Here is a 21555-nt window from a genome sequence, read left to right as displayed (position 1 = left end):
GCGCGAGAATGCGCAGCCGCAGATGTTACCAGAGACACGTTCCCATGGATGCGATCAGCATGAATTATTTGAACCTCACCGGAGGTAGACAACCGACCACCCTTGTCGGTCCATGTACCTTGTCCGCGACCTTTCGACTCGCGATCTGGTACGGGCTCCCCTAAGGGGCGAGCACATGGCCTAGCGCGGGTGGACGGGCGCCCCGCGCGACAAGGAGGGTCTTTGTGCCCCGTAGAGACCACCCTCGAGCACACGCGACGAGCGCCGCGCACCCGCGGGCGCCCGCGTCGCGCTCGTGAGCGCCTGACCGTCGCGCGTGAGCGCCTGGCCGTCGCGCTCGTGGGTGGTGGGGTCATTTGAACATGAAGGCGGGAAGGCGGGAAGAAAATCATCAATGATCTTCCCGCCTTCCCGCCTTCATGTGACATCTCTCTGGGCAAATGCCCCCACCACGCGCTCGGGAGCGCCTGGCGCTCACGTGGATCGCGCGGAGCTAGCCTGAAGCTCTCGAAGCGACGATGTCGCACGCCGCGGCGAGCAGGCGCTCCGGGGTGTTCGCCTCGGGCTCCTCGGTGACGAGCTCGACGAGGCGCTCCAGGATCTCCCCGATGAGCTTGCTGGGCGGAATCCCGAGCTCCTTCATCAGCACACTGCCGTTCACGGCGAGATCCTTGACGGACAGCGCCGCGCCCGCGGCGAGCAGCGCCTCCACGCGCGCCCGGAGCCGGCCTATCGAGGCGATGTCCTCCGTCACCTCCCGCCCCTTGCCGAGCGCGTCCGCGAAGCCGATCTCGTAGAGGTCCGGCGCGAGCGCCGGCGTCACCCGGCGGAGCCAGCGGCGCACCGCGGCGTCCGTCCAGGTGTCGTCGTAGCAGATCAGGTGGTGTCGAATCAGCGCCACGACCCGCGCCCGCTCGTCGTTGGAGAACCGGAGCCGCGCGAGGATCGGCTCCGCCATTTCAGCGCCGACCCGCTCGTGCTCGTAGAACGTGTAGTCGTGCGTCTTGTCGGAGAACGCGCGCGTCCGCGGCTTGCCGATATCGTGCATCAGCGCCGCCACGCGGAGGATCGGCTCGGGCTTGCACGCGTCGAGGCAGGCCATCGCGTGCCCCCACACGTCGTACGCGTGCCAGCGGTTCTGCTCGCACCCGACCGACTCGATCATCTCCGGGCAGGTGATCGCGAGCAGCTCCGTGCGGCGCATGATCTCGAACGCCACGCTCGGGCGGCGCGCCCGCATCGCCTTGAGCCACTCGTCGCGCACCCGCTCCGCGCTCACGCAGCGGAACGTCTGGTGCGACCGCGCGGAGCCCATCGCGCGCTCCGTCTCGGGCTCGATCGACCCCTCCAGCGTCGCGGCGAAGCGCGCCGCGCGCAGCACCCGCAGCCCGTCCTCGGCGAAGCGCTCGTTCGGGTCGCCGACAGCGCGGATGACCTTCGCCTCGAGGTCCTTCCGCCCCCCGAACGGATCGATCAGGTGCCCGTCGACCGGATCGAGCGCGATCGCGTTCATGGTGAAGTCCCGCCGCGCCAGATCGGCCGTGATATCGTCGACGAACTCGACCCGATCCGGCCGCCGGCCGTCGCTGTACGTCCCGTCCCCGCGCAGCGTCGTCACCTCGTACGGCACGCCGCGCACGAGGACGGTCACCGTCCCGTGCTGGATCCCGGTCGGGATCACCTTCCGGAACGACGCCACGACCTCGTCCGGCCGCGCGTCGGTCGCGACGTCCCAGTCCTTGGCGGGCTGCCCGCGGAGCAGGTCGCGCACGCAGCCGCCGACGATCCAGCCGCGCTTGCCGCGCTCGCGGAGGCGGCGACAGATGCCGAGCACGTCCTCGGGGACGAGGGTGATGAGCTGCTCTACCGGGATCACCCCCGCGGCTTAACACGGCGAAAGCGGAGCGGGGCGCGCGCCGCGCGGGCGCTCACTTCTTCTCTTTCGCCCAGGGGTCCCGGACGTCCGATCCCTTGGGCGTGCGGGCCGTCGATTGCGTCGCCGGAGGCCGGCCCACCCCGCCGGGCCTCGCCTTCGTCCCGCCCTTCTCGTCGACCTCGACCAGCTTCACGAGCTTGCTCGGCTCGGTCCCGTCGAGCACCACCGTGCTGGGGACGTACCCCTCGGCCCGGATGTCGATCGTGACCGTCTGCCCCCGCTCGATATCGATGCTCGCGGGCAGCTTCATCTCGACGCCGTTGCGGTAGCCGACCGCCGTCTCCGGCACGGCGGCCAGCGCGACGACCGCCCTCTGGACCGGCGCGGGCGTCGGCGCGGCCGCGGGCGCCTCGACCGGCGGCTTCGGCGCCGGCGCGGCGGTGTGGCTGGCCGACCCGCTCCCGCCGATGACGAAGATCGCCGTCACGATCCCCACCGCGGCCGCCGCGCCCGCGACCCACACATAGCGGGGCCACGGCGAGCGCGGGGGCGACGGCGGCGTCGCTGGGACGATCACCTTCGACGTCTTGAAGTAGTCGTGCGGCACGTTGAAGCCGCCCGAGCGCGCCATCATCTCCGCGACGGCGCCCGGCACGCCGCCGCCCTTCACGCGCTCGAGATCCGCGTGGAGGTCGCCCATGGTCTGGTAGCGCGACTCCGGCTTCTTCGAGAGGCACTTCAGGATCACCGCCTCGAGCCCGGGCGGGCAGTCCGGGCCGCCAACGAGCGCGCGGATGGGGACCGGCGCCTTGTACATGTGCTGCGTCAGGATCCCCATGAAGTTGTCGGCGTTGAACGGCAGCTGCCGGCTCACGAGCTCGTAGAGCATCACGCCGAGCGAGTAGATGTCGGTCCGATGATCGATGGGCGCGCCCGCCGCCTGCTCGGGCGACATGTAGTGCGGCGTCCCGAACACCGCGCCCGCGCGCGTCAGCTTGGTCGTCGTGCTGGTCGACACCTTCGCGATCCCGAAGTCGAGGATCTTCACGAAGTTCGGGTCGCTGCCGCGGGCGACCACGAAGACGTTGTCCGGCTTGAGATCGCGGTGGATGATGCCGGCCTCGTGCGCGGCGGCGAGCCCCGCGGACAGCTGCAGCGCGATGTGGCAGATGCGGTCCATCGGCAGCTCGTTCGGCGAGTCGATGATCTGCGCCAGGCTCACGCCCTCCAGGTACTCCATCACGAAGTACGTGGAGCCGTCCGGCAGGTCGCCGAAGTCGGAGATGTCGACGATGTGCGGGTTGCCGATGCTCGACGCGGCGCGGGCCTCCTGCACGAAGCGCTCGAAGATCTCGCGGTCCCGCGCGAGCTCGGCGCGCAGCACCTTCACCGCGACGCGCTTGTCGATGACCTTGTGGCGGGCGAGGTAGACGTACCCCATCCCGCCCTCGCCGAGCAGCCGCTCGATCTTGTACCGGTGGTCGAAGGTCGTCCCGATGTACGGGTCCTTCGCGCCGGGCGGCCGCCGCTCGCGCGGCTCGACCTCGTCCGGCGGCGGGATCTCCATCGACGGCTCGCCCTCGCTCACCGGGGCCGCGCTCGTCCGCCCGCCGGCCTCGTCGATGTCGGGCTCGCTCTGCCGCGCGAAGCGCGGGGTCTTCTGGCGCAGGGGCGGCGGCGCCACGAAGCTCGGCGCCTCGCTCGCCGGCCCCTCGACCCACCCCGACCTGGAGGGCCTCGACGGCCTCGACGACGGGCGGACCTCGACGTCCACCGGCACGTCCTCGCCCGCTTCCTCGGGCTCCACGCCCGGCGCGCTCGCGGCCCCGACGCCGGACGAGCGCGCCCCGCCCGCCGCGCCCGTCGGACGCGACACCGGCGCCTCATCGAGCGCGCCTGCCTCGTCGTTGAAAACTCTGCTGCGCGCGGTGTGGTGCTCGTTTTTGGTGGCGCTCATGAAAGGCTCGCGGGCAGAGGTGCACGCCACATACCGCCATCTGCGGCAGGGCTGGATTCTAGCAGGCGTTCGGTCCGGGAAGCGAGGGCATGCGAACGCCGCGCGCGAAAGTCCGCGCGCGCGCGTCACCGGACGGCCGCAGCCCGGCGTGCCGCGCGCGCGGCGTTCTGCTAGGAGGGCACCGCGATGAGCTATCCTATCGAGGTCGCGCTGCGATATCTCGGCTCCAAGAAGCGCGCGTTCATCTCGGTCGGCACCACGTTCGCGATCCTCGGGGTCGCGCTCGGGGTCGCGGCGCTCGCGACCGTGATGAGCGTGACCGGGGGCTTTCAGGCGGAGTTCCGCGACAAGGTCCTGGGCGTCAACGCCCACGTCCTCGTGATCAAGTACTCCACGGATTTCCGGGAGTATCGCTCGGTCATGGATCAGGTCGCTCAGGTGCCTGGCGTCATCGGCGTCGCGCCCTTCAGCATCAACCCCATGATGTTGACGCACGGCGACGCGACGGCGACCGGCGTCCTCGTGAAGGGGGTTGATCCGGCCCGGAGCCTCGGTGTGGGGACCGACGGCGGCGTGCCCGTGCTCGATCTCCCTCGCCACATCCTCCCGGGCGGCGACCTCACCGGGCTGCGGCGCCCTGGCGCGAAGCCCCCCGAGCGCGCGGCGCCGCCCTCCTTGCCGGACGTCCCTTCCATCGAGTCCGACGCGGGCGCCCGCGGCGCGCTCGAGCCCCCGGACGCGGGCGCCGAGCTCGATCTCCTGAAGGCCTACGAGGCGCGCATCCAGGAGGACGAGCGCGCCGCCGCCGCGCGAGGCGCGCGGAGCGCCGACGCCGAGCCCGAGCCCTCCGCGGTGGATCTCGAGGGCGCGGCGGACGCCGGGGCCGACGAGGGCGAGGAGGCCGCGGTCGCGGTCGCCGAGGGCGCCCCGCGCGGCGCGATCGAGCCGGAGGGCGGCTACGGCAGCGTGCTCCCCGAGGACGACGAGCTCCCCGCCGAGGTCGATCCCGACCCCTGCGCCGACAAGGAGCAGATCGCGAAGATGCCGGGCATCGTGATCGGCGCCGCGCTGGCGAAGAACCTGTCCCTCGACCTCGGCCAGTGCGTCACCGTGACCTCGCCGACGATCGGCTTCTCGTTCTCGAACGGCGCCATCAAGCCGCCGGTCGCCAAGCGGTTCCGGGTCATCGCGATCTTCGAGGCGGGCTTCGAGCAGTACGACACCAAGCTCGCGTACGCCGATCTCTACGAGACGCAGGCCTTCTACGACCACGGCGACACGGTGACCGGCGTCGAGATGAAGGTCGACGACATCGACAACGCCAGCGCCATCGCCCGCGAGATCTCGAAGCTCCTCAGCAACGGGCTCTATTACACGATGGACTGGGAGGAGCTGAACCACGGCCTCTTCACCGCGCTGCGCATCCAGCAGATCGGCATGAGCGCGGTGCTGGCGCTCATCATCGTGGTCGCCGCGTTCACGGTCATCGCGACGCTGATCATGGTGGTGCTCGACAAGAAGAAGGAGATCGCCGTGCTCAAGGCGATGGGCGCGACCGACGCCGCGATCCTCCGCATCTTCCTCTACCAGGGCGGCATCATCGGCGTCGCCGGCACCACGCTCGGGCTGCTGCTCGGCGTGGCGGTGTGCAAGGGCCTCCTGGTCTACGGCTTCCCGCTCGATCCGAAGGTCTATTTCATCTCCCGGCTCCCTGTGCAGGCGCGGCCGCAGGAGTTCGTGATCACCGGCTGCATCGCCATCCTGATCTGCCTCGCGGCCACGATCGTGCCCAGCCTGTACGCCGCCCGCCTCCGCCCCGCCGAGGGCTTCCGCGCGCAGTGAGCTGAGCAGCGGCTGTTCAGCGGCGAATCAGCGGCGAATCAGCGGCGAGAGGCCGCGTAGAGCCGCTGCTTCCCGTCCGCGTCCAGGTTGGACGCCAGGTAGAGCGTACACTCGTCGGGCGAGAGCGACGGCGTCATCACCGCGACGGTCGGGGCCAGGTTCGACAGCAGCATCCTCGCCGGCTGCCCGTCCGCGGGCTGCCCGTCGGGCCCGAGCTTCACGTAGAAGCTCCGCAGCACCGACGCCTGCGCGCAGTTGCCCCGCGGGCTGTAGGGCGCCTGGAAGAAGAGCACGCCGCCGTCGGGCGTCACCCACGGGGCGAGGTCGTCGCCCTGCGCCGGGCAGTCGCCGGGCAGGGTGATGTCGAGCGCCTGCGCCTCCGCGTCATGGGCGCGCTTCGTGACGAGCCGGTGCGTGATCCCCCCGTCGTCCTGGTGCTCGCTCATGAACCAGTACCTGTAGGGGCGCGCGGCGTGGGCGACCGCGACCGAGTGGCTCCCGCCGTCCATGTTCAGCGGCCCGAACGTCTCCGCGGCCGTCGCCTCCAGCGCGTCCGCGACGAACAGCTGCCGCAGGCTGCCCGGCCCGGGGAGGACCCGGTCGAAGAGCAGCGAGCCCGTGGCGAAGCCCTCGCGCGGCGAGAGCGCGTCCACCGGCAGCAGGAGCGGCCCCGACTCCGCCTGCGGCGTGTTGACCATCGCGCTCGCGACGACCGCGCCAGCGGTCCACGGCCGCCCGGTGGCCGTGGCGATCTGCCTGTCCGGGCCGAAGCTGGCCACGTAGACGAGCCGCTGGGTCGCCCCGTCCTCGCCCGCCTCCTCGCGCACGCGCGGGAACGCGGGCGACGTCCCCTCGACCTCGATCTCCGCCGGCGTCCCGAACGACAGGAGGCCGCCGCGGTCGGCGCAGCGCACGCAGGTCTCGCTGGCCGTGCAGAACTCCCCTTCCTTGCAGGCGCCGCAGCCGCCCTCGCCGCCACCGCCCGACGTCGACGAGGAGGACGACGCCATCGTCACGCCGCCGCCACCGCCCGCGCCGCCGTCGCCGCCCGCGCCGCCCCCGCCGGTCCCCGAGCTCGACGAAGCGGACGTGGTGGACGCGGCGCCGGCCGCGAAGGGCTCGCCGCAGCCGGTCAGGGCCGAGAGCGCGGCCAGCCAGAGGGGTCCGTAGAAGCGAAGCGTGCGCAACCGAGCTGCCTCCTGCCGTATCCCGCCGCGCAGAGCAGGCGCGCGACCGGGTCAAGACGGCTTGTTGTAGTCCGTGTCCTCGAGAAGGATGACGTTCGTCTTCGAGCGGGTCTCGCCGACGCTGGTGACGTAGACCGCCGGCTTGTCCTGCACCGGACAGACCTTCTCGCACGCCCCGCAGCCGATGCACAGCGACGGATCGACGTGCGGGCGCTGCACGTGGACCATCTTCAGCAGCGGCTCCTTGCCGTGCTCCGCGGCCACGGGCTCGCGCTTCGGGATGTCGACCTCCTCGACCCAGATCGCCTTGGGCGACGTCGGGCAGAACTCCTCGCAGACGATGCACGGCACGCTCATCGACCACGGCAGGCAGCGCCCCTGGTCGTAGAACGCGGTGCCGATCGAGATGGGCTTCTGTCCGACGCCCATCTTCTGCTCCTCGGTGATCTTCTGGATCGCGCCGGTCGGGCAGACGTCGCCGCAGAGGACGCAGGAGTGCTCGCAGTACCCGATGCGCGGGATGACGATCGGCGTCCAGATGCCCTCGATGCCCGCCTCGAAGAACGCGGGGTGGATCGCGTTGTTGGGGCAGACCTTCATGCACTCGGCGCACCGGATGCAGCGCTCCAGGAACTCGCGCTCCTCGACTGAGCCCGGGGGCCGGATGACGCGGTGGTCGTAGTTCGCGTCGAGCACGTCGGCGATGCGCGCCGTCGGGATGATCACCGCGCCGGCGGCGGCCGTGGCGAGGGCGGTGCGGCGCCCCGTGTCGGGCGTCACGAGGGCGCTCTTCCGGTTCGGCAGGAAGCGGAACTTGATGACGTCCTCGGGGCAGGCGTTCTCGCAGTTGAGGCACATGTGGCACTCGTCCTGCCGCCACTTCACGCCGCCCTGGGGCGAGTCGGCGCCCTGGCAGTTCACGAGGCACAGGTTGCAGTCGGTGCACTTCGCGTGGTCCTTCTGCATCCCGAAGAGCGCGAAGCGCGCGAACACGCCGAGGAAGGCGCCGAGCGGGCAGAGCACGCGGCACCAGAACCGCGGGATGAAGCGGTTCATGAAGAGGATCGCGATGAACAGGATCCCGACGAACCACGCCTGGTGGAAGTAGAACTGCTTCGTCTGCCACACGCTCGAGGCGAGGAAGTCCTGCGCCTGGTCGGCGGTGAACTGCACCGGCCGGCTCCCGGTCCCGGCCGCGGCGCCGGTCACCACGCTGGCGACGTACTGCACGGCCGGGATCACGGCGAGGCCGATCGCGCGGACCGCCACGCAGATCGGGTCGAACAGGCCGCCGATCACGCTGCCGGCCACGCTCGCCGCGAGGAAGGCGTACATCAGGTAGTACTTCACCCGCTGCCGCGCGTACGTCTTGTTCGCCTCGACGCGCTTGCCCCCCTTGCCGTAGCGCGAGGGGAAGATCCACCCGAAGAAGTGGTGGAGGGTGCCGAAGGGGCAGATCCAGCCGCAGAAGACGCGCCCGAAGACGAGCGTCAGCGCGAGGATCCCGAGCGACCAGAGCAGGCCCCGGTAGACGGTGTGCGTCGAGAGCAGGGTCATCGCGCCGACGAACGGGTCGGCGAGGAGGAAGCCCTCGACGGGCAGCGGCAGGCGGACGCGCGCCTCGGCCGACGTGAACGACCCGCGGAAGCCGGTCTGGAACAGGAAGTAGAGGAACAGCCCGAGGCAGCCGGCCTGCACGGCGCGGCGCACCCAGACGAGCACCTGGATCGCCTTGCGCGCCGGCAGCCCGGAGCCGGGCCGGCGCTTCGGCGCGGGTCGGACGATCGAGCGCGCCTTGCGGAGCAGCGCGGTCCAGGGGGCCACCCGCGTGGGCGCCACGGCGGCCGGCGCCGCTGCAGCTGGGCGGTGCGCCGGCGCGGCCGGCGTCGGATCGGGATTTGCCATGAGTACTACACCTCGGCGAGCCGCAGGTTCTGCCAGTGCATCGTGCCAAGGCCCCGGTCGTGGCCCATCTTCAGGTACGGGATCTCCTCGGGCTTGCGGCCGATGAGCTGGCACCCGTACGCGTCGGCGGCGACCTGGTCGGTCGTCGCGATGATCGTGTGCATGTCCTTCGCGTCCGCGACGTTCCCGCCCTGCGGCCCGTTGCGCATGAGGACGCGGACGGCGTCCACGATCGTGAGCGTGGGCTGGATGAAGGTCGCGAGGTCGGCGATGGACACGTCGATGTTCTGGTGGAGCCGGTTGCGCCGGCCGCCGAGCGCCCCGTACCAGTTCTTCATCGCGGCGGTGTACCTGGACAGGTTGTGGTGCTTCGCGATGGGGACGTTGATGACCTTGTCCGCGTTGACGAGCGGCGTGTACACCGGCCAGTCGTCGAGCACCTCGCCCTTCAGGCGCATGCCGCGGAAGCGGTGCGCCGCGGGGATCACCACCTCGGCGCCCACGTCGTACGCGGCCTTCCAGATGCCGGAGCGCTGGAAGCAGCGGTTCGGCTCGTTGCACGAGGCGTCGGTCACGATGACGGTCTTGGCGCCGGCGTCGTAGGCGAGGCGCACCACCTCGGCGACGACCTTCGGGTTGGTGTTGGCCGCGTGGATGGGCGTGCGATCCCACCCGATGTTCGGCTTCACGACCACGACGTCGCCGCGCGAGATGAACCGGCGCATCCCGCCGAGCGCGTCGACCGCCTTGCGGACCAGGGCGGCGGGGTCCGGCGCGCCCAGGGCGAGCGCCTCGGCGCCGGCGCGGGCGACGACGAGCTGCGGCACGTCCGCGGGCGCGTCGCGGAGCCGGTAGTCCCGCGTCTGCGGGCGCTCGGCGGCGATGGCGGCGCTGCCGCCGCGGTCCCACCGGGCCGCCGCGACCCCGCCCGCGCCCCCGAGGACGAGGCCCGCCGCGCCAAGACGACGCAGCATTTCACGTCGAGAGATGTCACCCATGGCCCTCGCCTTCCCTGGCCTTACGGATAGCCTCCCCGGCCAGTCGCCACAAGCAGAGGCGGCCTGGCGGCCGCCGCGTCTGTCGGCTTCCAGCGGCGGCGCTCAGGGAGGAGCGGCGGTCGGCGTCGAGGCCGCCGGGGTCGCCGGCGCCGCCCCGCTGCCCGCGGCGGCGGGCGCGCCCGCGCTCGCCGGCGGCTGCGGCGTCGCGCCGCTCGCGGCGGCCGGCGCTTTCGGGGCCGGCGAGGGCGGCCCTTCATAGGGCTCGGCCGCCGCCTCGGCCTTCAGGCGGTCGCGCTCTGCGGTGCAGCTCGCGCGCTCCGCGTCGCACGCGGCGCGCGCCTGCGTCGCGGCGGCGAGCTCGGCGGCGCGCTGCTCGGCGAGCGCCTTCGCCTCGTCGCGCTCGGTGACGAGCGCGGCGCGCGCCTTCTCGGACTCGGCGAGCCGCTCGCGGTCGGTCATGCTCGCCTTCTCCGCGGCCGCGGCGCTGTCCTCGCAGGTCTTGAGGCGCGCCGCCTGGGTCGCGTGCAGCGCCTGGATCTGGCGGGCGTGCTCGGCCTCGGTCATCGAGCCGCTCTTCTGGAGGGTGGCGAGCGTCTCGTTGAACTCCGCGCGGTCCTGGTCGCGGGCGCTGCGGCAAGCGCTCGTCTCGGACTGGGCGATCTGGTGGGACGCGACGCACGTGTCGAGCTTGTCGAACGACTCCGCGCCGACCTGGCGCGCGCGATCGAGCTCGTTCGCGAGCCGCAGCGTCTCGCGCTTCGAGACGCCGAGCAGCACGACCGCGCAGCCGACGAGGGTCATCGCGCCGGCCGCGATGCGCACGCGCAGGTACGACGTCTTCTGCTTGATCCGCAGCCGCTCCGCCTCGCGCTCGGCCTCGCGCTCCGGCTCGAGCAGCACCTCGAGCTCCTCGGCGATCTGGCGCATCGTGGGCCGCTCGTTCGGGTCGATCGCGAGCCACCGCTTGAGCGCCTCCTGGAACAGCTGGCGCGGCTGCCCGGTGAGGTCGGGCAGCGCGTTGTCGGCGAGCGGCTTGTCGGCGCGGACGTCGTGCGCCTCGACGAGCTCGGTGCGGGTCTGCGCGGACTCGCCGGGGAAGTCCCTCGGGTTCACGAGCGAGTAGAGGAGCGTCGTGGCGAGGCCGTACGTGTCCATCTTCTCGGTGAGCGGCACGACGCCGGGGAAGCCGTTCAGCGCGCGGATCTGCTCGGGCGAGGCGTAGAGCGCGGTGCCCGCGCAGAACGAGGCCTCGCGCTCCGCGGCCACGCCGAGGTCGAGCAGGATCGGGTGGACGCGGCCGGCGAACTTCGCGAGGAAGATGTTGTCGGGCTTGACGTCCTGGTGGCGGAGCCCGGCGGCGTGGAGCGCCTCGAGCCCGCGCGCGACGGGGAGGAAGATGTCGTACGCCTCGCGCATGCCGAGGGGGCTGCGCTCGAGGCGCTGCGCGAGGGTCTCGCCCTCGTACACGGGCATGGTGAGCCACACGTACTCGGCGTTCATGCCGTGGTCCTTCAGCTGGACGACGTGCGGGTGGCCGACGGTGGCGAGCATGACGAGCTCGCGCTCGACGTTCCGCATCGCGTAGAGCGAGCGGGGCATGAGCTTGAGGGCGACCTGGTGCTCGGGGACGTCGACGCGCTGGGCGACGTAGACCTTGCCGAACATGCCCTGCCCGAGGAGGCGGCCGAGGCGGTACAGCCCGCCGACGACCTGGCCGACGTCGGGGAGGATGGAGGGGCCGCGGCTGCTCCTCTCCGGGTCGTCGGTGCCGCCGCGCGACGTGGTGCGCACCAGGCTCGACGGGTCCGCCACCGTGACGGCGAACGCGTGGACGATCGTGGTGCGGAGGTTCGGGTCGACGATCGGCACGGCGGTTGCCAAAGGTAGCGGAATAGCGGAAGCGACGAGCGCTGAGAAAGAAGCCGGCAGACCGGAGACGGCGGGCGCCGGCGGTTTATTCGGGGTGGCGCGTCGAAAGCCGAGGTCGCGGGATCCGGTCGTGGAGAGGACGGCTTCGACGCGGGCGGGAGCACGCGCCGGCGGGGGTGCGGACGTCGCCGGCGTCGCGGCCGCGCGGGAAGCCTTGCGCGGGGGACGTCGCCCACGTCGCGGCCGCTCGAGGAGTCCTGCGCGGGCACGTCCCGACTCCGCGCCGCGATGACGCGGCTCGGACGAAACGGCGCTCCTTATTATTCCAGCGACAGCTGCGGCGGCCGCCCGCGGAGGGCGCTCCATACGGCCAGCACGAGGACCTCTCCGGCCGAGGGGTCGTACACGTAGTAGACGAGGTAGCGCGATGTCGGCAGCGGGGCACGGCGAACGCCTCTGATCCGCCGATGTGCGTGCGGGGCCCCGACCTCCGGCGCTGTCCTGAGCAAGGTCAGCAGCGCGGTGAGCTCCTCGCGGAACAGCCAGGGAGCGGCAGGGCGGTTCTCGATCCACCAGGCGGCCGCGTCCCTCGCCTGTCGGGCTGCATCCCCGGTGAGCCGGATGCGGGCTCGCTTCATCCGCGCGCAGGCTCGAGGCGCGCGAGCTCGGCGAGGAAATCGTCCGCGTCGATCGTCCCCTCGCTCGCGCTCGCCAGCGATCGCTCCAGAGCCTCGTCCAGGCGGGCGCGCTCCTCATCGTCGAGGTCGTCGTTGTCGGCCACCACGAGCTCGATCACGGTGCCCTCGGCGAAGCTCGTTGGCTCGTCGAGGACCAGCCGGCCCCCCTGCACCTTGGCTCGCAGCGCGCTCATCGCTGCAGCGTACCACCGCGAGTCCTGGCCAGGTAGGTCACGGCTGGACGCGCTCGGCATCCTGGCTCGCCAGCTCCCGCTCGATGAGCGCGCAGGAGCACGCGCTCCTGCCTTCGAGAGCGCCCGACGGCTCAGCCGTCCGGGGGCAGCGCCGACGCCGCCAGCGAAGGCGGCGCCGCTCCCGCGCGCCTGGAGCGCGCCGGCCAGGCTGGCCTGCCCGATGCACAGCGCGATCCCGAGCGCGCGGCCGTGAGCAACGGTGCCATTGGCGCGCCGCCAGATCAGGAATCCACGCAAATGCTCGCCAGAACCGCGCTCGTGATCGCCTGTCTGGAGCTCGCCGGGTGCGCCGCTCTCCGCTCGCCACCAGCCCCGCCCGAGCTCGCCCGCGCCCAGGCGGCGATCCGCGGCGCAGAGCGGGAGGGTGCGAGCGCCGACCGCCGCGCGGCCATGCACCTCGCGCTGGCGAGGAGCGAGCTCGCGCAGGCGCGACGGCGGCTCTCGGTGGGCGACCAGGAGGGCGCGCGCTGGCTGCTGCGCAGGGCCGAGGTCGACGCGGAGCTCTCGACGCTCCTCGTGAGGGAAGCGGGGCTGCGCGACGCCGCGGGCCGCACGCTGGACCAGGCGAGCGCGCTGGCCGAGGGAAAGAAGGCGAGCTCGCTCGCCGAGCGGAAGAAGGCGAGCTCGCTCGCCGAGGGGAAGAAGTAGTGGACTGCATGCGCGCCGGAGCCCCTCTCGCGATGGCCCTCGCTCTCGCAGGCTGCGCGAGGAGCGCGGCCGCGCCGACCCCCGAGCTCCTCACGGCGCGCGCCGCCGTCGTGCAGGCGCAGGATAACCCGCTCTCGCCGCTCGCGATCGCCGAGCTGAAGCAGGCAGAGGAGGCGCTCTCCGTCGCCGAGCGCGAGGAGCGCGAGCGCCCGCGCTCGGCGACCGCGCGCGACGCCGCCTACGTCGCGCGGCGGCGGGCGCAGTGCTCGCTGCTCTCGTCGCTCGTGCGCGCAAACGAGAGCGCGCTCGTGCGCGCCCGGCTGACCGCCGCGCGAAGGCCGTAGACGCTCCGGGGGGACGCGCCGCTGGGACCAACGGAACCGACTGGAACCAACTGGAACCGACTGGAACCGAGGCGCGCGCGCCCCGCGCGGTGTACCGCCCCGGGCGTCAGCTCCGGCCTGACGGAGCAGTTTCTCCTGGGATCGACCGGGCTTTGGATCCAAGATGCGCGCGATACGCCTCCGGCGGCGGCGAATGCGTCCCGGGGGCGGGCAACGATCGAAGGGACGCCTGGTCCACCACCCGGTTCCGCGGGCGAGGAGAGCGCGATGAACGAAGGCGCGAACGTGATACTGGTCCCCGTCGACTTCGAGGAGGCCTCGCTGAAGGCCGTCGAGCTCGCGAAGGACCTCGGCGCGAAGCTGGGGCGCGAGGTCGTGCTGCTGCACGTCTACCAGCTCCCGGTCTACACCTACCCCGGGCTCGAGCCGGCGCTGATGCCCGGGTTCCACGCCGAGGTGAGCGCCGCCGCGTCGCGCGCGGTCCAGCAGCTCTCGGCGCAGACCGGTGGGCTCCGGGCGCTGCTGCGCGACGGCGACCCGGCGACCGAGATCCTGGCCGCCGCCGAGGAGCAGCGGGCGGCCATGATCGTCATGGGGACGCACGGCCGCCGGGGGCTCACGCACCTGTTCCTCGGGAGCGTCGCCGAGCAGGTGATCCGCAAGAGCGGCGTCCCCGTGCTCACCGTGCGCGTGGCCAGCTGAGCCCGCGCGAACGTCTCGTGTAGATCAGGCCAGCGCTGCTGCTGGCCTGGGCGCGGCGGGCCCGGCCGCGCCCGATGTGGACCAGGACATCCGGCTGCCGCGACGCACCTGCGACGCAAGGGATCCCCGCAATGCCGCCCCTGTCTGCGCGCGATCTCGCCCTCCCGCCGAACCTGATGAGCCTGGCCCGGCTGCCGCTCGCGGCGCTGTTCCCGTTCGTGGCCACGCGGCCCGCGCTCGCCCTCGCCGTCCTCTGCTGCGCCGGGCTCACCGACGTGCTGGACGGCTGGATGGCGCGCCGCTCCGGTCAGGTGACCCGCATGGGCGCGATCGTCGACCCGATCGCGGACAAGGTGTTCGCGCTGGCGGTGGTGGCCACGCTCCTCCGGAACGGCGTGCTCCCGCTCTGGGGCATCCCGGCGCTGCTCGCCCGCGAGATCCTCGAGCTGCCGCTCGCGCTCTGGATCGCGCTGAGCCGCCGCTTCCGCGGCGCGCGCCTCTCGACCGCGAGCGCGAACATCCCGGGCAAGCTCGCCACGACGGTGCAGTTCGCCGCGGTCCTCGCCGCCATCGCGCTCCCCGCGGCGCTGCCCCCCACGCTCGCCGCGGCGGCGGGCGCGGGCGCGGCCGCGGGCATCTCGTACTGGGCGCGCCAGCTCCGCCGCGCGCCCGGCGCGGGCGCCTGAGCTCGAAGCACGTCCCTCCGGATCCCTCGACCCGAGGATCTCCACAGCGACAGACCATGAAGCGCGCTCGCGATCGGGCCGCACGTCACCGATCCGGAGCGCGATGGTCCGCGGCGGACCGCTGTCTGCAGGGGTGAAGCACGACCGCGACGGCCCGCGAGCGTGCCGGAAGCTTGCGGCGGGCTCGACCGGTGTCGAGACTCGGGGCGCCCCTGACCAAGGAGGGTATCTCATGGGTTATCGCAATCTCAGCCCCCAGGCGATGGTCAATATCTCCGGCCCGTGGCTCGATCCCGAGCAGGATCGGAAGGTCTTCACGTCTCTGCCGCTGCTCGCGCCGCTCTTGCCCGCGGTCCAGGAGGCGCACGACCGGATCAGGACGACGCAGCGGCTCGGCTCCAGCCTCCAGCAGCAGACGAAGGCGCTCATGGAGAGGGCGATCGCGCTCGACGCGACGCACGACCGCAAGCTCCGTGGCGCGTACAACTACCTCGGCGCGCTCGCCGAGATGAGCGACGACCCCGCGTTCGCGGCGGCGGTCCTCGACCTGCGCGATCGGCTCGCCCCGGCGGGGCTCAAGGCCATCTCGCGGAGCTACGGCGACCAGGCGGGCGACGCCAAGCTGCTCCGCTCCCGGCTCGACGAGGCCTCGGAGAAGCTGCTCAAGAAGCTCAAGACGCCCGAGGGGCCGCTCGCGCAGGTCGTGGACGCCTGGGTGGCGGCCGCGCTCGAGCTCGAGAAGGTCGAAGCGCAGCGCGAGCAGCTCGCGCTGAGCGCTCCGTCTAACACCGACGGGGCGACGCCGCGCGAGGTGGTGAACGCCCGCAACGCCTGGATCCGCGTGGTCCGCGCCGTCGAGACGAACCTCGCGCTGGAGAAGGCGGCGACGGGCGAGATCGCCGAGCGCCTCCTCGGCCGGCTCCGCCGCGAGTCCGCCCGGGCCGACCGGCGCGGCCGAAAGGGCGCGGCGGACGGCGCCGCCGAGCCCACCGGGCCGGCGCCTGTCGAGGACGCCGCGCTGCCCGCCGGCGACGACGACGATTCGTTCGACGGCGCCTGAGCCTCGCGTTCCTCACCTCCAGCCCCACGACGCGTCGCGCGCGCCAGGGCCCGTGAGGCAAGCTGCAGGGCTTCACCCGGCGCGTTCCACCCCAGAAAAGTAAACCATCTTACCGTTTTCGCCGCCCGCCAGCGGGTATGCGGCTGCCCACTCGCGTGGATCGGGTGGCAGGAGGCGATCGGGGTGAGCTTCCTCACGCCCGATCGCCTCCTGGCGGCGACTCCGAGTAAGGCCTCTCACCTCAAGGGACCGATGACCAGCGATCGGTTGCAAGCTGGCTCACGCCGAGACGCCGCCCGGAGGCGATCGCCGGCAGTCAGCTGGCTCCGAGGCGCCCCCCGCCGGCGATCCCGTGCAAGCCTGCTTACGTTTGACCACCGCCCGCCAGCGATCGCCGGCCATCAGCTTGCTCCGAGGCGCCCCCCGCCGGCGAGCGCCGGCAGCCAACCTGCTCCGCGGCGCCACCTGCCGGCGGTCGCCGACCCCCGGCCTGCTCCGCGGCGCCACCTGCCGGCGGTCGCCGACCCTCGACCTGCTCCGAGGGGCCACCCGCCGGCGAGCGCACGCCATCGCTCGCCTCCCGTCCATGGGACCTCCGCGTGCCGGGCGACCGCGTCGCATTGCTCATGCTGTAAGGTCGTCCGAGCCGGGTGCGTTCCGCGCATACCGATCGGCGCCACCTTTCGAGGAACCATGCGAAGAACGCTGCCCTCCTGGGCTCTCCTTGCCTTGCTCGCGGGCCCCGTCGCCTGCGCCAGCTCGAAAGCCAGCCGCCACGCCGAGGCGGGCGACACCGCGAGCGCGGCGGCGCCGGGGTACGCGCAGCCGGCTCCGGTGGCGGGCATGGCCATCCCGGGCGGCGACGCGTTCGACGCCTCGTCGCGCGAGGAGTCGTCCTACGATTTCAAAGCGTCGGTGGAGACCGTGGAGCTCGCCAAGGCTGCGCCGCCGGCGGCCGCTGCGCCGCCCAGGCTGGTGTCGACGGCCACCTCGGCGCCGTCGCCCGCGCCACCGCCGCCCGGCCCTGTCGCCCAGACCGCGGCGCCGAAGCCGCCGGCCGACCCTGCCCCGCAGCCCGCGACGACGCCCGCCGGCGCTGCCCAGCAGGGCGCGCAGCAGGGGGCCGCCGCGGCGAGCGAGGCGCCAGCGCCCCTGCTCATCTACACGGCGCAGGTCGCGATGGCGGTGTTCGAGGTGGGCGCGTCGCTCGGCAAGGTCGAGGCGCTCGCGCGGGAGCTCGGCGGCTTCCTCGCCCGCCGCGACGACCGCACGATCACGATCCGCGTCCCCGCCGCGCGGTTCGACGACGCGCTGAAGCGCCTCGAGGGGCTCGGCGACATGCTCCAGCGCAACGTTGTCGCGGAGGACGTGACCGAGGAGTTCCTCGACCTCGGGGTCCGCATCCGGAACGCGCGGGCGGTGCGCGATCGCCTGGAGAAGCTCCTCGAGAAGGCGGCGAAGGTCGAGGAGTCGATCCAGCTGGAGCGCGAGCTCGCGCGCGTCGCCGGCGAGCTCGAGCGCCTCGAGGGGCGCCTCAAGTTCCTGCGCGATCGGGTCGCGTTCTCGACCCTCACCGTCTCCTTCCAGCCGCGCTCGACGGAGACCATCACCCCGTCGGGCCCGCGGCTCCCGATCGACTGGCTCAACGAGCTCGGCCTCTCGCGGCTCCTCAACCTGTGACCTGGGCGCCTCCGATGATGCACTCCCTTCGCCACGCCTTCGTCCTCGTCGCCTCGCTCCTCGGCGCGGCGGCGCTGCTCGGCTGCGGCCGGCCCTTCGTGCCCGCGACCCCGCCGGGCTTCGTCGACCTCGGCGACCGCTACGGCGACGACGAGTACCGCGCGACCACCGCCGAGGGGGTGGTGCTCGGGATCCGCGCCTTCGAGAACGAGCCGGAGGGCGACCTCGCCTTCTGGTCCCGCGTGATCGAGAAGCGGCTGCGCGAGGGCGGCGGCTACGCGCTGCTCGGCAAGGCCGACGTGAAGAGCCGGAACGGCCTGCCGGGCGTCCAGCTGCGCTTCGGGCACGACGAGGGGAAGGAGGCGCACCTTTATTACCTCACGGTCTTCGTCAACGAAGATCGCGTCTTCCTCCACGAGGCGGGCGGCAGGAAGGAGCTGGTCGAGCGGCACCAGCAGCAGATCGACTGGGCGATCCGCAACTTCGTCCCGGAGTGACGCGCGCTCTGCCCGCGCCGCCGCGCGTTCGTCGCGGCGCGCGACGTGCGCGGCGCGCGGCGCCCGGGGGCTGAAGGCCGCCGCGCTTGCTCGCGGAAGCCCTGTTTGCTACCTGGCGGACGTGCGTACCCGCCCCATGCTCTGCGACGCGCGGCGGCGCTCGTCGACCCAGGCGCTGCTCCTCGCCCTGGCGGCGTCGCTCGGCAGCGGCAGCGCCCTGGCCCACGGCGAGGGGGAGCGACCGCTCTCCACGGTGCCCGCGCCGCCGCCCGGCGACGGCGCGAAGGCGGTGCAGATCCTCCAGGAGATCGAGGCGCGCCTGGCGGCGCCGCCCCCGGCGGGCGAGGGCGAGAAGACCGCCGCCGGTGAGAAGGGTGCCGCCGGCGAGAAGACCGCCGCCGGTGAGAAGGGCGCCGCCGGCGAGAAGACCGCCGCCGGTGAGAAGGGCGCCGCCGGCGAGAAGGGTGCCGCCGGCGAGAAGGGCGTGGGCGAGCAGACCGCCGAGGCGCCGCGCGTCGAGCCGGGCGCCGCGAGGGGTCCGGCGAAGGGCGCCGCGAAGGTCGTGGCCGAGCCGGTGGCGCAGTCGAAGCGCGCGCTCCAGCGCGCGCACGGGGCGCGCGCGGCGGGCGACGCGACGAACGCGCGGCGGCTCGACGCGGTGGCGCTCGAGTGGGCGGAGACGGCGAGGACGCTGCTGCGCGCCGCCGCGGCGGAGGCGGCGGCGATGGACGCGGCAAGGCGGGCGCGCGAGGTCGAGACGAAGCTCGAGCGGGCGCGCGCGCTGCTGGAAGAGACGCAGGCGCGGCGGGGCCGCGCCGCGGCGGAGCTCGATCGGATCGAGGCCGAGGCGCGCGAGGCGACCAGGGCGGCGGCCAGCGCGGAAGCGCAGCGGATCGAGGCCGGCAAGAAGGGCGGCGCGCGACCGGCGACCCCGGCGGCGACCCCGGCCGAGCGGGCGCCCGCCGCCGCGCAGGGCGCCGGGGCGAAGGGCAGCGGGGGCGCTGGCAAGGGGGCTCCGGCGGGCAAGGAGGGCACGCCTTGAGCGCGCGCCGCCTCGCCACGATGGCTGTCGCCGGGGCGCTGCTCGGCGCGTGCGCGCCGATCCCGCGGCCCGCGGTGCTCGACGAGCTCGAGCACGTCCGCGCCGGCGCGGTCGCCGCCGAGTCGAAGCGGTACGCGCCGGGCGCGTTCGCCCGGGCGGAGAAGCTGCGCGGCGAGGCGCTCGCCGCGCTCGACAAGAAGGATCGATCCGGGGCGCAGATCCTCGGCGAGCACTCGATCGCCGCGCACGCGTACGCGCACGCGCTCTCGCGGGTGGCCCGGGCCGAGGCGGCCGAGACCGAGGCGAAGGCGCAGAGCTCGACCAGCGAGGCGTCCCTCGCGGGCCTCGAGGCCGAGCAGGCGCGGGTCGCGGCCGAGGTCGACGCGCTCGACATGCGGATCAAGGTCGCCCGCGACGCGCAGCCCGTGGTCCCGTCGGGCAAGGCCGACGCCGATCGCGAGAAGGCCCGCCTCGCCGCGGCGCGCTCGCTCGCGCTCCAGGCCCGGCTGCTCTGCGGCGCGGCGCGCCTCCTGATCGCGCCGACGGAGCCCGCCGCCGCGCAACCTGCCGGCGCGCAACCCGCCACCACGCAACCTGCCGGCGCGCAGCCCACCGCTGCGCAGCCCGCCAGCGCCGACCTCGTGGCGCAGCTCGACGCCGCGACCGCCGCGATCCGGAAGCTCGACGCGGAGCTCGCAGAGATCGGCGGCTCCGCCCGCGCCATCCCGGCGCCCATCGACCAGGCATCCCGCGCGCGGGCAGGCTGCCTCGCCACGCTGACCGCCGCGCGCCGCGCCGCCACGCCGGTGACCCGCGCGCCCGGCGCCGGCGATGCCCTGCTCGCGGAGCTCTCGGCCGCGGGCACCTGGTCGCCCGTCCGCGACGACCGCGGCATCGTCGTCACGCTGCGCGGGCTGTTCGCCGGCAACGCCCTCACCAAGGCCGGCGAGGCGCGCCTCCGCGACCTCGCGCGGGTCGCCGCGGCGCACCCCTCGTTCCCCGTCGCCGTCGTGGTGCACACGGACAGGGACGTCAGCTCCAGGGAAGAGCCCGCGTGGTCCGCGCGGGCCGATGCCGTCGTCCGTGCCCTCGGCCCGGCGTCCGGCGCGAGCGCCGCGGGGGCCTCCCCCGCGACCCAGCCGATCGCGCCGTTCATCGCGGGATCCGCGGCCCCGGTCGTCGACCCGGGCGGCACCGAGCGCGCCCGCAACGCCCGGGTCGAGGTCGTGTTTGTAACCCCCGAAACCCTTTGAGGAGCGATGGTCCCGGTTGATGGAACTCCGCTCCCCTTGGAGAGTCGTTCTCGATGATGCGCTCTTCAGCCCTCGCTCGAAGCGAAAGCAAGCCGCTCGTGCTCGCCTGCGCCCTGGCCGCCACCCTCGCGAGCGCGTGCCAGGAGGACGGCAAGACGTCGCAGAAGCACGCCGCGGAGCTCTGCGCCAAGCTCGCCCCGGTCGTCGCGGAGGACGTCGGCCAGGTGCGGACGGGCCTCCCCGCGGGCGCGGCGAAGCTCGCGGCGCTGGTCGACACCGATCCGGGCGCGAACCTGCTCGGCCTCCAGCGCGCGATCGCCGGCGCGCGCGCCTCGGTGAAGGAGCTCGAGTTCGCGAAGAGCACCTTCTTCTCGTTCACCGATCCGAGCGGCACGGTGCTGCGCAGCGAGGCCGATCCGGACATGCTCGCCAACCGGTCCGTCCTGGCCTCGTTCCCTGAGCTCAGGAAGGTGCTCGAGCCGAACAGCGGGGTCGTCGAGGCGTTCGGCGAGATGCAGGAGATGCGCGGCGTCAGGAACGGCCCCGACGTGCAGTGGGTCGCGGCGCATCCGGTCAAGGCGAGCGGCGGCGAGCTCAAGGGCCTCTTCGTCACGGGCTGGTCGTTCCGCGCCTACGCGTACCGGCTGCAAGAGGCGGCCAAGCGCGACATCGCCGAGATCGCCAAGCGCGACGGGCTGAAGTCGACGCCGCTGCTCTACGTCTTCGCCTGGAAGGGCGCGAAGGCGTACGGCGGACCGGTGACGCCCGATGTCAACACCGAGGCGCTCGAGAAGCTGGACCTGCCGGCGAAGACCGCCTCGGGCCCGTGGAGCGGCACCGTCGAGATCGCCGGTCGCACCTTCGGCGCCGCCGCGCAGCGCGTCCCGGAGCTCGCGGCCGACGCGGGCGTGGCCGCGCTCGTGTCGACGCTCTGAGCGGGAAGCTGGCGCGGCGCGAGTTGACGCCAGCTGGCGCGCCCCGCTGTCCCGCAGCGTCGGCCCCGCGACGGCCGGCAGCGGGGCGATCGCCTGATCGAGCGAGGCCGTGCTAGGTCCTGTCCCTAAAATCGTGGGTAGCC

19 protein-coding genes are annotated in these 21555 nt (G+C 73.2%); 11 read left to right on the top strand and 8 right to left on the bottom strand.

Features of this window, described 5'->3' with window-relative positions; translation table 11 throughout:
• Positions 1–493: 493 nt before the first annotated feature.
• The gene (locus tag WME85_RS08405; RefSeq protein ID WP_437836858.1) at positions 494–1876 is read right to left on the bottom strand and encodes a CCA tRNA nucleotidyltransferase; all 1383 of its coding nucleotides are present in this window, start codon (positions 1874–1876) and stop codon (positions 494–496) included.
• A gap of 52 nt (positions 1877–1928) precedes the next feature.
• Positions 1929–3833 carry a protein kinase domain-containing protein gene (locus tag WME85_RS08400; protein WP_437836855.1) on the bottom strand — a complete coding sequence of 635 codons (1905 nt, stop codon included), beginning with the start codon at positions 3831–3833 and terminating at the stop codon, positions 1929–1931.
• Positions 3834–4019: 186 nt separating this feature from the next.
• On the opposite strand from WME85_RS08400, the gene WME85_RS08395 reads away from it, so the two are divergent.
• Positions 4020–5675 (top strand): FtsX-like permease family protein, encoded by a 1656-nt coding sequence (locus tag WME85_RS08395; RefSeq protein ID WP_437836853.1) that lies wholly within the window; start codon positions 4020–4022, stop codon positions 5673–5675.
• A gap of 38 nt (positions 5676–5713) precedes the next feature.
• On the opposite strand, the gene WME85_RS08390 is transcribed toward WME85_RS08395, so the two are convergent.
• The 6 genes from WME85_RS08390 to WME85_RS08365 form a co-directional block, all read right to left on the bottom strand.
• The gene (locus WME85_RS08390) at positions 5714–6862 is read right to left on the bottom strand and encodes a hypothetical protein (RefSeq protein ID WP_437836851.1); all 1149 of its coding nucleotides are present in this window, start codon (positions 6860–6862) and stop codon (positions 5714–5716) included.
• 51 nt (positions 6863–6913) lie between these two features.
• On the bottom strand, positions 6914–8767 hold the full coding sequence (locus WME85_RS08385) for a 4Fe-4S binding protein (RefSeq protein WP_437836849.1): 1854 nt from the start codon (positions 8765–8767) through the stop codon (positions 6914–6916).
• A 5-nt stretch (positions 8768–8772) separates the two neighbouring features.
• Positions 8773–9741: a DUF362 domain-containing protein gene (locus WME85_RS08380; protein WP_437836848.1), complete on the bottom strand. Its 969-nt coding sequence runs from the start codon at positions 9739–9741 to the stop codon at positions 8773–8775.
• A gap of 126 nt (positions 9742–9867) precedes the next feature.
• The gene (locus tag WME85_RS08375) at positions 9868–11634 is read right to left on the bottom strand and encodes a protein kinase domain-containing protein (RefSeq protein WP_437836846.1); all 1767 of its coding nucleotides are present in this window, start codon (positions 11632–11634) and stop codon (positions 9868–9870) included.
• Positions 11635–11954: 320 nt separating this feature from the next.
• A complete protein-coding gene (locus WME85_RS08370; RefSeq protein WP_437836844.1) occupies positions 11955–12272 on the bottom strand; it encodes a type II toxin-antitoxin system RelE/ParE family toxin in 318 nt (105 codons plus the stop codon).
• Entirely contained in the window at positions 12269–12505 is a 237-nt protein-coding gene (locus WME85_RS08365; protein ID WP_437836842.1) for a hypothetical protein, read from the bottom strand. Before WME85_RS08365 ends, WME85_RS08370 begins: the two co-directional genes overlap by 4 nt.
• 297 nt (positions 12506–12802) lie before the next feature.
• On the opposite strand from WME85_RS08365, the gene WME85_RS08360 reads away from it, so the two are divergent.
• The 10 genes from WME85_RS08360 (at position 12803) to WME85_RS08315 (ending at position 21412) form a co-directional block, all read left to right on the top strand.
• Complete coding sequence (locus WME85_RS08360) at positions 12803–13213, top strand: DUF4398 domain-containing protein (protein ID WP_437836840.1); 411 nt, start codon at positions 12803–12805, stop codon at positions 13211–13213.
• Between the two features lie 32 nt (positions 13214–13245).
• Entirely contained in the window at positions 13246–13557 is a 312-nt protein-coding gene (locus WME85_RS08355; protein ID WP_437836838.1) for a DUF4398 domain-containing protein, read from the top strand.
• A gap of 267 nt (positions 13558–13824) precedes the next feature.
• On the top strand, positions 13825–14259 hold the full coding sequence (locus WME85_RS08350; protein ID WP_437836835.1) for a universal stress protein: 435 nt from the start codon (positions 13825–13827) through the stop codon (positions 14257–14259).
• Between the two features lie 131 nt (positions 14260–14390).
• The gene (locus tag WME85_RS08345; RefSeq protein ID WP_437836833.1) at positions 14391–14945 is read left to right on the top strand and encodes a CDP-alcohol phosphatidyltransferase family protein; all 555 of its coding nucleotides are present in this window, start codon (positions 14391–14393) and stop codon (positions 14943–14945) included.
• Positions 14946–15177: 232 nt separating this feature from the next.
• Positions 15178–16005 (top strand): hypothetical protein, encoded by an 828-nt coding sequence (locus WME85_RS08340; RefSeq protein ID WP_437836830.1) that lies wholly within the window; start codon positions 15178–15180, stop codon positions 16003–16005.
• Between the two features lie 693 nt (positions 16006–16698).
• Positions 16699–17685, top strand: coding sequence for a DUF4349 domain-containing protein (locus WME85_RS08335; protein WP_437836828.1), 987 nt, complete (start codon positions 16699–16701; stop codon positions 17683–17685).
• Positions 17686–17699: 14 nt separating this feature from the next.
• Entirely contained in the window at positions 17700–18182 is a 483-nt protein-coding gene (locus WME85_RS08330; protein ID WP_437308585.1) for a serine/threonine protein kinase, read from the top strand.
• 121 nt (positions 18183–18303) lie between these two features.
• A complete protein-coding gene (locus WME85_RS08325) occupies positions 18304–19224 on the top strand; it encodes a hypothetical protein (protein ID WP_437836826.1) in 921 nt (306 codons plus the stop codon).
• Positions 19221–20477: a hypothetical protein gene (locus WME85_RS08320; protein WP_437836824.1), complete on the top strand. Its 1257-nt coding sequence runs from the start codon at positions 19221–19223 to the stop codon at positions 20475–20477. Before WME85_RS08325 ends, WME85_RS08320 begins: the two co-directional genes overlap by 4 nt.
• A 53-nt stretch (positions 20478–20530) precedes the next feature.
• Positions 20531–21412: a hypothetical protein gene (locus WME85_RS08315; protein ID WP_437308582.1), complete on the top strand. Its 882-nt coding sequence runs from the start codon at positions 20531–20533 to the stop codon at positions 21410–21412.
• Positions 21413–21555 lie beyond the last annotated feature (143 nt).

This window comes from Sorangium sp. So ce1153 (assembly GCF_051521595.1).
In the GTDB taxonomy this organism is placed as follows: Bacteria; Myxococcota_A; Polyangia; order Polyangiales; family Polyangiaceae; genus Sorangium.
This window is presented reverse-complemented; position numbering and strand designations above follow the sequence as displayed.